The organism is Sphingobacterium sp. GW821-FHT03E03 (genome assembly GCF_059420745.1).
In genome coordinates this window covers 48,382-60,809 of record NZ_JBWKUH010000019.1, presented here as the reverse complement: position 1 = coordinate 60,809, position 12,428 = coordinate 48,382, and the positions used below count along the sequence as shown (strand labels likewise).

At 40.2% G+C, this 12,428-nt stretch carries 9 protein-coding genes; 6 read left to right on the top strand and 3 right to left on the bottom strand.

Going from position 1 to position 12,428, the window contains the following annotated elements; all coding sequences use genetic code 11:
- The first annotated feature begins 90 nt into the window (after window positions 1-90).
- Complete coding sequence (locus AC07UV_RS18620; protein ID WP_282251745.1) at window positions 91-1,413, top strand: DNA recombination protein RmuC; 1,323 nt, start codon at window positions 91-93, stop codon at window positions 1,411-1,413.
- A gap of 181 nt (window positions 1,414-1,594) precedes the next feature.
- Here the strand turns inward: AC07UV_RS18620 and AC07UV_RS18615 are convergent, their stop codons facing one another.
- Complete coding sequence (locus AC07UV_RS18615; protein ID WP_282251747.1) at window positions 1,595-2,671, bottom strand: DUF4407 domain-containing protein; 1,077 nt, start codon at window positions 2,669-2,671, stop codon at window positions 1,595-1,597.
- A 170-nt stretch (window positions 2,672-2,841) separates the two neighbouring features.
- Here AC07UV_RS18615 and AC07UV_RS18610 point away from each other — a divergent pair, with 170 nt between their 5' ends.
- On the top strand, window positions 2,842-4,953 hold the full coding sequence (locus AC07UV_RS18610) for a M3 family metallopeptidase (RefSeq protein WP_495184833.1): 2,112 nt from the start codon (window positions 2,842-2,844) through the stop codon (window positions 4,951-4,953).
- Between the two features lie 129 nt (window positions 4,954-5,082).
- Complete coding sequence (locus AC07UV_RS18605; RefSeq protein ID WP_120260384.1) at window positions 5,083-5,403, top strand: hypothetical protein; 321 nt, start codon at window positions 5,083-5,085, stop codon at window positions 5,401-5,403.
- 139 nt (window positions 5,404-5,542) lie between these two features.
- On the opposite strand, the gene AC07UV_RS18600 is transcribed toward AC07UV_RS18605, so the two are convergent.
- A complete protein-coding gene (locus tag AC07UV_RS18600; protein WP_495184832.1) occupies window positions 5,543-6,928 on the bottom strand; it encodes a nucleotide sugar dehydrogenase in 1,386 nt (461 codons plus the stop codon).
- A gap of 309 nt (window positions 6,929-7,237) precedes the next feature.
- Here AC07UV_RS18600 and dnaG point away from each other — a divergent pair, with 309 nt between their 5' ends.
- The 3 genes from dnaG (at window position 7,238) to AC07UV_RS18585 (ending at window position 10,818) form a co-directional block, all read left to right on the top strand.
- Window positions 7,238-9,241: a DNA primase gene (dnaG, locus tag AC07UV_RS18595; RefSeq protein WP_495184831.1), complete on the top strand. Its 2,004-nt coding sequence runs from the start codon at window positions 7,238-7,240 to the stop codon at window positions 9,239-9,241.
- 10 nt (window positions 9,242-9,251) lie between these two features.
- Window positions 9,252-9,608: a YraN family protein gene (locus AC07UV_RS18590; protein ID WP_495184830.1), complete on the top strand. Its 357-nt coding sequence runs from the start codon at window positions 9,252-9,254 to the stop codon at window positions 9,606-9,608.
- Window positions 9,609-9,789: 181 nt separating this feature from the next.
- Window positions 9,790-10,818: a glutaminyl-peptide cyclotransferase gene (locus AC07UV_RS18585; protein ID WP_495184829.1), complete on the top strand. Its 1,029-nt coding sequence runs from the start codon at window positions 9,790-9,792 to the stop codon at window positions 10,816-10,818.
- 572 nt (window positions 10,819-11,390) lie between these two features.
- On the opposite strand, the gene AC07UV_RS18580 is transcribed toward AC07UV_RS18585, so the two are convergent.
- Entirely contained in the window at window positions 11,391-12,428 is a 1,038-nt protein-coding gene (locus tag AC07UV_RS18580) for a Kelch repeat-containing protein (protein WP_282251753.1), read from the bottom strand.

Below are 12,428 nucleotides of genomic sequence, written 5' to 3'. Positions count from 1 at the left end.
TTGACACACAAAACTTAACGTAAATCAAATTTGATAGCAGATGTTCTGTCACGACAGGTAAGAAGCTGCTATTCTCGTAAAATATAAATCATGGAAATATTTTTCTTTGCAGGAATTGTCTTGTTGTTGGTCATTTTGATCATATTGGTGTTGAAAAGAAACGGCGTCTCCGCTGTGGATGTGGGCCAGAATAAGGAAGTGGAGGCATTGAAAATTGAACTGGCGCGTTCACAACAACGAGAGCAAAGTTTGCTGGAGGAACGTTTAATGCTAAGAGATGAATTGGACAAGGAACGTGAGAGTGTATTGGTTGCTGAGCGTTCGCTGGAAAGCACACGTTCTTTCTATGAGGCCCAAATGGATAAATTTCAGGAGCAAAAAAATGAAATTGCCGAAATAAAAAGGCAGTTTAACAATGAATTTCAGGTTATCGCCAATAAAATATTGGAAGAGAAAACCCAGAAATTTACCGAAACTAACCACCGCTCACTCGGACTGATCCTAGATCCGCTCAAAGAGAAAATCAAGCTGTTTGAAGAGAAGGTAGATAAAAATTATAATCAGGAAGCGGCCGAACGAAATTCCCTAAAAGGCGTCGTGTTGCAGTTGGTCGAACAAAGCCTCAAGATTAAAGATGAAGCCAATAGCCTTACCAAAGCTTTAAAAGGAGATACTAAAAAGCAGGGTAATTGGGGTGAGGTGATTTTGGAAAGAGTCCTGGAGCGTTCGGGACTGATGAAAGACCGTGAGTTTAGGTTACAGGTTTCTTTAATGGATGCTGAAGGTCGGAGAATGCAACCCGATGCGATTATTGACCTTCCCGAAGATAAACATCTTATTGTGGATTCTAAAGTCTCCTTGATCGCTTACGAGCGTTGGGTAAATGCGGAGACTGATGAAGACCGAGCGATTTTCGCGAAGCAACATGTACAGTCCGTTGAAAATCATGTGAAGGAACTTTCCGCCAAAAACTATCATGAGTTGTATGGGATAGAATCTCCAGAATTTGTCTTGTTGTTTATGCCGATTGAATCTGCATTGAGTATGTCGGTCGCAGAAAAACCAGATCTATTCAGCGATGCTTGGGATCGTAAGGTCGTTATCGTTAGCCCTTCGACGCTTTTGGCGACATTGCGTACCATCGCCAGTATCTGGAAGCAAGAGCGTCAGACACGCAATGTGATTGAAATCGCCAAAGAAGCAGGAAGTTTGTACGATAAATTTGTGAGCTTTCTGACGGATATGGAGCAGGTTCAAAATCAGCTGGAGCGTGCGCTGAAAAGCCATGAGGATGCGACCAAAAAGCTGTCCACAGGTGCCGGAAATGTCATCGGTAAAGTGGAGAAGCTGAAACGATTGGGGGCAAAAGCAAATAAACAGATCGATGCTAAATTTCTGGACGAGGACGAATAATTAAGTCCTCCCTGTCCGACAGGTTCTGCAGGCATAACAATAAAGATTGAAGAGCTGATCATAAAAGCGTTAGGCTTCTTGCAGATAAGCTCTTCAATCCTCAATCTAAGGCCATAAGCCGGAGGCTTGACCCCATCAAAGTCTCAATACTAATATCTCAATACTAAATACTAGTATTACCCTAGAGTTCTTTCATACGTTTATTGATCGAAACATCTACATAAGTATCCTTTAAGCGATCAACAGCCTCTTTTTCGACAACGAGATTTGTGTCTGATTCGTAATCATGTAGAGTTCTTAGATTTTGGATTTCATTGTCATAAGGGTCACGTCCGGCCAACAATTTGACAATGACAGGAAGACATTCTAAAAAGACAAAAAGTAGTGCGATAAAGAATACCGCATTCGCATTGGATTCATTGACTTTTCCATTGGCATCATAGCGTAGATTGCCTAGCGCTGAATTGCGATCGGCAAAACCTGCGACGTTGACAGCACTGTCCAGCGAGGCATTGGACAAAACCTTTTGATCCAATATTCCTTCAAATTTCTGCTTTTGACGGATAGCATTTTGTTGTGCTGCTATCTTATTACGCAGGGTGTCCAGATAAGCTTCTTTCTTTTTGAGTTCTTCTTCCTTCATTTTAGCATAAGGGCCATAACCCATCACACCCGATGTCTCCGTGGTTTTATTCCCATAGATTTCATAATTCAATTTGGTACGATCAGCCTTGATACCTGATTCCACTGAATCACGCTCTACACTTATCGCTTTTAGTTGATTGACCTCATTGCTGTATTTTTTATTGAATGTACTGTTCAGTGTATCAATTTTTGCACGTTGGTCAGCGAGGAAACGTACACGTAAATTCTCGCGGATTTCCTTGTCAAAAATTTTCAGTTCCAAAGGCCGAGAAATAACTAAACCAATTAAAATAGCCAAGAGAATACGGGGTAGCGCCTGCAAGAGCTGCATCCAGCCACTTTTTGATTTGTTGATACTCAGTACGATATAGCGATCCATGTTGAAAATTGCCAAGCCCCAAATTATACCGAATACGATCGCCAGGAACCAATCTAGTGTTCCCCCACTAAACACAAAATACATGGCATAGCCGCCAGAAAGACTGGCAAACAAACCGGTAAAAAAAATAGTAGCACCTATGGCTGTGTACTTACTATGCTCCTCCGGATACTTTTCAAGAGTTTCTTGATGTACACCTGCACATCTCCAAAAGAAACGGTTAATAGCGTTCATTTAAATATTTTTACTCAAATTGACAGATTATTTTTAACAAGGTTACGAATAAGTTTTTGTTTTACAATAGGATGACGTTTTTTCAGTTGCTTGCGAAGCAATGATGCGGGGCCTCCTGTATTTGCCTAATTTTATTATCTTTGGAAAAAAATCAGGAATAATCAGACGATATGAAGAAAAGACAACTTTTGCCATTTTTAATAATAGTGGCAACTGCGATTGTTGGTTGTGAGGAAAAAAAAATGATGACAGATAATCCTCTTTTGTTAGCCTATGAAACACCCTTTAATGTTCCACCATTTGACAAGATCAAAACCGAACATTTCAGGCCTGCCTTTGAAGAGGCAATAAAAGTACATAATTTGGAAATTGACTCTATAGTCAATAACTCCGATAAAGCAACTTTCCAAAATACGATAGTAGCCCTTGAAAATGCTGGAAGCTTGCTAAATAATGTATCTACTGTATTTCATAATCTCAATAGTGCCAATACTAACGATAGCATTCAGGCAATTGCAAAAGATCTAGCCCCAATATTGTCTAGCCATTCGGATGAGATCTCGATGAACGCCAAATTATTTGATAAAATCAAGGAAGTTTGGAATAGCCGTACCACACTTGGTCTGGACGCCCAAGACAACAAGCTTTTGGAGGAGACCTATAAGAGCTTTGTACGTTCTGGCGCAAATCTAAAAGATGCAGATAAAGAGAAAATGAAACAGATCAATGCCGAACTTTCGACATTGACAACACAGTTCGGACAGAATCTATTGGCTGAAACCAATGCCTACCAACTGGTGGTTGATTCGGCGAGTCAATTGGAAGGCCTACCTGAATCTTTAAAAACTGCGGCTGCTGAGGAAGCTGTTGCTAAAGGTAAAAAGGATAAATGGGTATTTACTTTACAGAATCCTTCGATCATGCCTTTCCTGCAATATGCCAAAAATCGGGAACTGAGAAAGCAGATTTGGGAAGCATATCAAATGCGCGGGAACCACGATAATACAAATGATAATAAAGAAATCATTCAGAAAATCGTCAACCTTCGTCTTCAAAAAGCGAAGCTATTAGGTTATAAATCCCATGCGGCCTATATCTTGGAGGAATCTATGGCTAAGACACCTGAATATGTATATGCTTTATTGAATAAGTTATGGACACCGGCTTTGGCTAAAGCAAAGGGCGAAGAGGCGGATATCGCAAAAGAGATTAAGGGCGAAGGTGGTACTTTTGCGGTTGCGCCATACGATTGGAGATATTATACAGAGATTATCCGCAAAAAGCGCTTTGCACTGGACGAAGATGAGATCAAGCCTTATTTGAGCTTACCAACAGTACGTGAAGGCGCTTTTGCAGTAGCAAACAAACTATATGGTTTGACATTTGTTGCCCTTAACAATGTACCGACCTATCATAAAGAAGTCGAGGTGTACGAAGTGAAAGACAAAGATGGCTCGCATCTTGGACTTTTGTATGCAGACTTCTTTCCGCGTGAATCTAAACGTGGTGGTGCCTGGATGACATCTTACCGCGATCAATCCACAAAAGATGGTAAACGTGTTGCTCCGGTAATTTCTATTGTATGTAATTTCACAAAACCTGTTGGTAAGAACCCTGCATTGCTGACATTTGATGAAGCGACTACGCTATTTCATGAATTTGGACATGCTTTACATGGACTACTTTCTAATGTCAGATATAGATCAATGGCCGGTACTTCCGTACCACGTGACTTTGTAGAATTGCCATCACAGATCATGGAAAATTGGGCAGCAGATCCAGAGGTATTAAAGACCTATGCAAAACATTTTAAGACCAAAGAGGCCATGCCAGATTCATTGATCCAAAAAATGGAAAAAGCAGGTACTTTTGACCAAGGCTTTGCAACAGTGGAATACCTTTCAGCAGCATTGTTAGATATGGATTACCATGCGACAACCAAGGAAATTTCCAAAGATGTCAATGGATTTGAAAAAGCAGCCATGAAGAAAATAGGTATTATTGACGCAATTATCCCGCGTTATAGAAGTACTTATTTTCAGCATATCTTTGCTGGAGGTTATTCAGCTGGATACTACGCTTATATCTGGTCGGAAGTATTAGATTCAGATGCTTTTGCAGCCTTCAAAGAGAAATCATTATACGATAAAGCAACAGCAGATTCATTCCGTAAGAATGTCCTCGAAAAAGGAGGAACAGATGATCCGGCAAAAATGTACCGTATCTTTAGAGGTGCAGACCCAGATCCGAAATATTTATTGAAAAAAAGAGGATTGAATTAATCCACTACAAAACAAAAAAAGGAGATATATAAAAATATATCTCCTTTTTTTGTTTTAATACTTGTTATTCTAAAAACAATGCTTACATTTGGATATTATTTATAATGAGTCTAAATAAATGTATATAGTATGTGTGATACCAAGATTCTAAGTCAACGCGGAGATACCCACATTAGTGTTTGTCATAAGTGCAGAACATATTATATCTGGCAACAAAGTTTTGTACTGACATTTACACAGAATAAGTTTTTCGATTTTCTGAACATCATTAAGAGTAATGGTGACGAACTTTTCTTCAGTTCGTTCCCGGATGGTGAATTTCGCTTGATTATGAAGACCCCTTATCCCGACATTGTTTTCTCGTTTGATGAAGAGCAATGGCAAAACTTTAGGGACGCGCTACAAGAATCGTATTACATGAATGAATTTTATGGCATGTTAAACAATTAAGATAAAAAGTCCTGTTGCTTCGCTTGTGTTTCATCTCTCTTTCCTTATGCGTTGCTAACAGGCACAAACAAAACCCTCAGTGATATCCGTATTAACATACAGATAGCTACTGAGGGTTCTTCTTTATCTCGTGATGCGCTTATTCGCCTATCGCATAATATTTAAAATCGAGATCTTCAAGCTGTTTCCGATTCAATAGTTTTCGCCCATCAAATATAAAGGCAGGTTTCTTCATCTGATCTTTGATCTTCTTCCAGTCATAGCTTTTGAATTCATCCCATTCTGTTAATATGGCAACAGCGTGTGCGTCGTCACAGGCTTCATAAGGCGTATTGACAACTTTGACCAAGAGTCTATTTTCTTCCGATGAACGTGTGTTCAAATAATCCAAGTCAGCATAAATACGTTCCGCAGACACTTTTGGATCGTACACCGTGATTTCTGCCTGCTCATTTAATAGATAATCGGCAACATAGATCGCTGCGGATTCACGAGTGTCATTGGTATCTTTTTTAAACGCCCAGCCCAAAAAAGCAATCTTTTTTCCTGATACCGTATTGTACAATGTCTGGATGATATTGTCAGCAAAACGCTGCTTTTGATAATCATTCATTAAAATAACCTGATCCCAGTATTCAGCGACTTCCGTAAGTCCATAACTACGTGCGATATAGACGAGGTTGAGAATGTCTTTCTGAAAACATGACCCCCCGAAACCAACCGATGCTTTTAAAAACTTAGCACCAATACGTGTATCCATACCGATTGCTTTGGATACCTCATCGACATTGGCTCCCGTTTTCTCACAAAGAGCAGAGATCGAGTTAATAGAAGAGACCCGTTGCGCCAGAAAAGCGTTAGCGGTCAATTTAGAAAGCTCAGAAGACCACAGATTTGTCGTCAAGATTTTGCTTTGATCTACCCAATGCGCATAGATATTCACTAATGCTGTAATTGCTTCTTCATTTTCACCGCCGATAAGTACACGGTCCGGATTGATCAAATCCTGTATTGCCGTCCCTTCGGCGAGGAATTCAGGATTTGATAAAATATGAAAATTTACACCGTTACCGGTATTGTCAAGGATACTTTTCAATGCAGCAGCTGTACGTACCGGAAGTGTGGATTTTTCGACAACAATCTTATCATCTTTGGCGACTGAAGCGATTTGACGAGCGCATAGCTCGATATATTTTAAATCTGCAGCCATCCCCTTTCCTTTTCCGTAATTCTTGGTTGGGGTATTTACCGAAATAAAAATCATATCAGCCTCATCAATAGCCTTGTTGATATCGGTTGAGAAAAACAAATTGCGCCCCCTCGCTTCAGCAACGATTTCTTGGAGCCCCGGTTCATAAACAGGAAGGTTTTCCAGGTTTTCATCATTCCAGGCAGCAATACGCTCGGTATTCATATCAACGATGGTGATCTCAATATGAGGACATTGTTTCGCAACAACCGACATTGTTGGCCCACCCACGTAACCAGCTCCTATACAGCATATTTTCTTGATAGTTTTACTCATTTTGATTATCTTAATCAGCTATAAATTGAACAACAAATGTAAAGAATTCGAAATTGTTTTTTGTCGATAAAAGTCAATATTTCATTTCGGAAGTGTAAAAACGGGACGTTATTGTAGCATAGAGGTTCCATCGAAGCCTTTGTCCGGCTCATTTTGAAGGTATAAGAGCTGAGGTGGGTGGATTAGCTGGGGGGTAAATCTCTTTTCAGGCAGTTTGATTAGACAGCAAAGGGTCGGTATAAATAATTGAATCGGGACTAAAATCTATCAGATTTATACTAATTTTACATTAAAAATAGGAGCACGATTTTGATAAAGCAAGAAGTTATTGACAAAGTACTGGAAACGGCACGGATAGAGGAGGTGGTAGGTGACTTCGTTGATTTAAAGAAACGTGGTACCTCGTTGATCGGAAACTGTCCATTTCACCACGAAAAAACACCATCATTCCACGTTTCTGTCTCAAAAGGTATCTATAAATGTTTTGGCTGTGGTGTCGGCGGGGATTCCCTCAAATTTGTGATGGAACTGGAAAAGTTCTCCTATCCCGAAGCGATTCGTTATCTGGCTGATAAATATTCCATTGAGATTGAAGAAGTTGAACGGTCTCCAGCACAGCTGGCTGCGCAGGATAAAAGAGAAAGTCTGTATGTCTTGAGTGCCTGGGCCGGTAAATTTTTCGTAGAACAGCTCTGGAAAAGTGAAATGGGGCAGGTCATCGGACTCAACTATTTCAAAGAGCGGGGATACCGTGAGGATATCATCAAGAAATTCGAACTGGGTTATTCACCCGAAGAGTGGACGGCACTGGTGGATAAGGCACAGGAAGCAGGCTTCCATCCGGATTACCTGGCTGCAAGTGGTCTTGCTATTGAACGTGACGATAAATCGCTCTATGATCGCTTTAGGGGACGTGTCATGTTCCCAATCCATAATTTAACCGGACGTATTATCGGTTTTGGTGGACGTACGCTAAAAACGGATAAGAAGGTCGCCAAATATGTGAACTCACCCGAAAGTGAGATCTATCATAAGTCAGATGTACTCTATGGATTGAATTTTGCCAAAAAGGCAATCATGGAAGAGGACAACTGCTATCTCGTCGAGGGCTATGCAGATGTTCTATCTGTACATCAGGCTGGTGTTGAAAATGTGGTTTCTTCCTCGGGAACCTCCTTGACCACAGGTCAGATTAAATTGATTTCCAGATTTACCAAAAATGTAACCATACTCTATGATGGGGATGAAGCTGGTATAAAAGCTTCATTGCGTGGTACTGATATGTTGCTGGAGGAAGGCCTGAATGTAAAGGTACTGCTCTTCCCGGATGGGAATGACCCCGATTCCTATGTGCAAACATACGGAGCCACAGCCTTTAAGGATTATGTGAAATCCCATCAGCAGGATTTTATCTTCTATAAGACTAATATTTTACTTCGCGATGCCAACAACGATCCGATCAAAAGGGCCGAAGTAATACGCGATGTTGTTGAAAGTATCGCTTTGATCCCGGATGAGATTAAAGTTTCTGTTTTTATTCGGGAATGTAGCAGTTTATTGGATATTGAGGAGCGTATTTTGCTTGCCGAGCTCAACAAAATAAGGCTGAATAAGGCAAAAAAAGCCGATAAGGATGCCTCTCGCAAGGCCCAAAATACTCCCGCAAACACGGGAATGCCGCCGTTTGGAATGGATGGCCCGCCGCCTGATTTCTTTATGACAGACGATGAGCGTGGAGAAGTGCCGGCCATGGAAGCAACAGAACAGCCTACACAGCTTACTGCTGAGATCCTGCAAGAGCGTGAGATCGTCCGTATCCTGATCAACTATGGTGATTACCTGGCGACCTGGGAAGGGGATGGCGATATTCCGGTTGCAGGTGTCTTATTGGGTAATATTGGCGATATCGAATTTAAAGATAAGGCCGCCGCATTTATTCTGAAAGCTTATCGGGATGCTGCTGAAAATTATGAAATCCCCGATGCAAAATTATTTTATTCCAATGCTGATGCCGCAGTTTCCGAGCTGGCGATCAATTGTGTGGCGACGAAATATTCGCTCAGTGAAAATTGGAATGATGATAAACGCAAGATCTATGTGACTCAGGAGTATGAACATCTCAAGCAATTGGTTGTAGAGGCTATCTATCGGATAAAAAAGCAAAAGATCGGGGCGGAAATGCATCATATTCGTGAGGAAATGAAGCAAGAACAGGATGTTGCTAATCTGGAAGTGCTTATCTTTAAGTATCAAAAACTCAAAGAAGCGGAGCGTCTTTTGGGGGGATTTTTGGGAAATACGATTGTAAAGTAATTCGGATAATATGGCGAAACATCTTGAAATAGGATTACAGGGCGAACAGTTAGCCATGGAATACCTGATCGAGATGGGCTATAAAATAGTGTTAAGAAATTGGCGATTTAAGAATTTAGAAGTAGATTTGATCGTCATGGATGGGGATACCCTGGTATTCGTGGAGGTGAAAACACGGTCGACGACAGATTTTGGTGAGCCTTATGAATTTGTGGATGTGCGCAAACAACGGCGACTGATTCGGGCAGCACAAGCCTATATATTAAAACATGCATATAGTGGTGAAGTGAGATTCGATGTGGTAGCTGTAACGAATAGCACACATTCAAAACTTACTTATATTAAAGATGCATTTTGGGATAGTTGAGAATAGTATTGAGCTATCCGATTTGAAATAAGAGATCTTGGGCGTATAAGCCATCAGTTTACCAAGTTTCTGGTTTTGAATCAGACTTTTATATTATAAAAATGAAACGATCATGATTTATTAAACATACTGTTTTATAACAATGCGATCGTTTCATCAGCTTTAAAAATAGATTATTTAGATGAAAAAAATCACGTATTTTATTGCGATAGCAACACTTGCTTTTGCTTCCTGTAAATCGAAAAAATCCGCTTTGGAATTTGCGTCGCCTGGTGCAAACCAAGCCGTTTTAAAGGGCAGTCAAGTGCAACTAAAATTGAAATTTGACGCAATTACCATGGATTCTGTCGCTTACTTTGTGGATGACAAACATGTGGGTTCTTCTACGGATACTGTAGCAATTACCGTAGAGACCAAAGATATGGCCTATGGTTCACGCAATATTTCTGCCACAGTCTATAGCGGTGGAAAGTCAGATTCAGTCTCCAGCACATTCTATGTGGTTCCTGCAAGTGCAAAGAACTATGGATTCCAGGTTGTCAACAAGTATCCTCATGATACCACAGCATTTACCCAAGGTCTTCAGTTTGCCGATGGTGTATTGTATGAATCAAATGGACGATATGGTGAGTCTAACCTTAGAAAGGTAGATCTGACAACTGGAAAAGTCCTGAAAGAAATCAAATTCGATGAGAAAACTTTTGCTGAAGGGATGACGTTAGTCGGTAATAAACTGTTTATGCTAACCTGGCAGCAAGGTGAGGGATACGTTTTTGATAAAAATTCATTTACAAAAGAGAGCTCATTTAAATACGAAAATAGTAAAGAGGGCTGGGGCATTACCTACGATGGGAAGCGTTTAATCAAGTCAGATGGTTCCAATAAATTGTTCTTCCTAGATGCAGTTACTGGTAAAGAGTTGGGCTCAATTGGTGTATATGATGAGAACGGTCCCGTAGATCAACTGAATGAATTGGAGTATATTGATGGAAAAGTTTACGCGAATGTCTATCAAAAGGATGTTCTCGCAATTATCAACCCAGAGACAGGTGCTGTAGAGGGGAAGATTAATCTGGTCGGAATCTATGAGCATACTTCAGCTTATGATAATGAGCTGAATGGAATCGCCTATGATCAGGCCAATAAACGCTTGTTCGTAACTGGCAAGTTGTGGAACACACTGTATGAAATCAAAGCAATAGAAAAGTAACGTATTAAGCGAAATACATATAAAGAAAAGCGATGTCCCTGGATATCGCTTTTCTTTTTACGGTGAGTCTAACAGTGCCAATATCAAGTAAAGGGTATTGATCGTTCATGTGAGGCGATTTGGTCCACACAAAACGAATGCATTGACAGACCTTCTGAGAAACATAAACTCGTATCAATTCATCGCGGGACCTTGACGCATGGATCCTTCAAACATAAAAAAGTAGCCGCCAATCTATATCGCAGGGACCACTTTACATCTTGGCTCCTACAACTCAAGAGATCAGACATAAGCCAATAATGATAGATCTTGTCGTAAAACCTATATGCTTTAACAAGCGCCAACAGCTATTAGAATCAACTGAACGTTCTTTTTGGCCAATAAACCTAGGGCTGTGAGCTTATTGATACCTTGATGAAAAAACGCGAATCAATAAAACCTTCATGCTCTTATAAGCATCAATAGCCATGAAAATCAACTGAAGGTTCTTTCTGACCAATAGAAAACAGACACTATAAAAAAAGGGATGAAACATATGTTCCATCCCTTTTCTATTGATTTATATTTTGTTATTAATAAACAGGAACAAAGCTCCAGTTATCATCAAAACGAGTTGTACCATTTAGGCCTGTCGCAACATAACCAGTTGATCCGATTGTGTAAGCAACAGCATCTTGTCTTGCACCACCACCAAGGGCTGTATTGTCACTTGTCCAATAGTCGCTGCTGATATTATATTTCACAACTGAACTTGTTGCAGTTCCTTTTAATCCACCAACTAAGAAACCACTATTGCCGATAACGAAAGCAGCAGCATTAGAACGAGTCATATCATAACTATATGTGCCATCGTTTCTGTTTAGATCTGCTAATTGTGTCCATTTGCTACCATCAAATTTGTAAAAATCTGCTGGGTAACCACCATTGGAAACTCCGCCGCCAACATATGCAGCATTACCCGATACAAATACAAAAGCACCTTTTCTCTTAGCTGTAAATGGAGCATCAGGAATCGCTTCCCATTTATTTAAATCTGGGTCATATTTGAAAAATTGATTGGTAAAGGAAGTACCATTTGCAATCGTTGTTTCTCCTGTACCCACATAGGCTTTTCCTCCGATAGTAAATGCAACAGCATTTGCTAATACGATAGGTAAATCAGCAACTTTAGTCCATTGTTTTCCTTTGTCTGCTGAAGGGTCAAATTTATAGAAATCTTTCAAGAAGTTTGCGCCATCATTACCGCCACCTACATAGCCAAAATCTCCGATAGCAAAAGCAATTGCGCCACGACGGCCACTACTTTCTACGTTATTATCAGCTAATGGATCTTTTTCGCTCCAAGTGTTAGATGCTGGATCATAAGCATAGGTGTTTTTTAGGTTAACAGGCTTGCTACCTGCATTGTTTGATTGACCTGTAGTTACATAAGCGATGTTCTTTATTACAAAACTTGCTGCAGAGGAAGTTTGTGGACCTTTGTAAGCTGCTTTTTGAAACCACTCAGTAGATTTATCTTCAGTGTTGTCGTCGCTTTTTTTACAAGAAGAGAATGATGTAACTGTAACTACAAAAGCTGACAATACGAGTAGCCAATTTTTCTTGTTCAT

Coding starts and splice junctions, on each gene's coding strand:
- AC07UV_RS18580 (WP_282251753.1), bottom strand. CDS start 12,428: ATGAACAAGAAAAATTGGCTACTCGTATTGTCAGCTTTTGTAGTTACA.
- AC07UV_RS18600 (WP_495184832.1), bottom strand. CDS start 6,928: ATGAGTAAAACTATCAAGAAAATATGCTGTATAGGAGCTGGTTACGTG.
- AC07UV_RS18590 (WP_495184830.1), top strand. CDS start 9,252: ATGGCGAAACATCTTGAAATAGGATTACAGGGCGAACAGTTAGCCATG.
- AC07UV_RS18620 (WP_282251745.1), top strand. CDS start 91: ATGGAAATATTTTTCTTTGCAGGAATTGTCTTGTTGTTGGTCATTTTG.
- AC07UV_RS18585 (WP_495184829.1), top strand. CDS start 9,790: ATGAAAAAAATCACGTATTTTATTGCGATAGCAACACTTGCTTTTGCT.
- AC07UV_RS18615 (WP_282251747.1), bottom strand. CDS start 2,671: ATGAACGCTATTAACCGTTTCTTTTGGAGATGTGCAGGTGTACATCAA.
- AC07UV_RS18605 (WP_120260384.1), top strand. CDS start 5,083: ATGTGTGATACCAAGATTCTAAGTCAACGCGGAGATACCCACATTAGT.
- AC07UV_RS18610 (WP_495184833.1), top strand. CDS start 2,842: ATGAAGAAAAGACAACTTTTGCCATTTTTAATAATAGTGGCAACTGCG.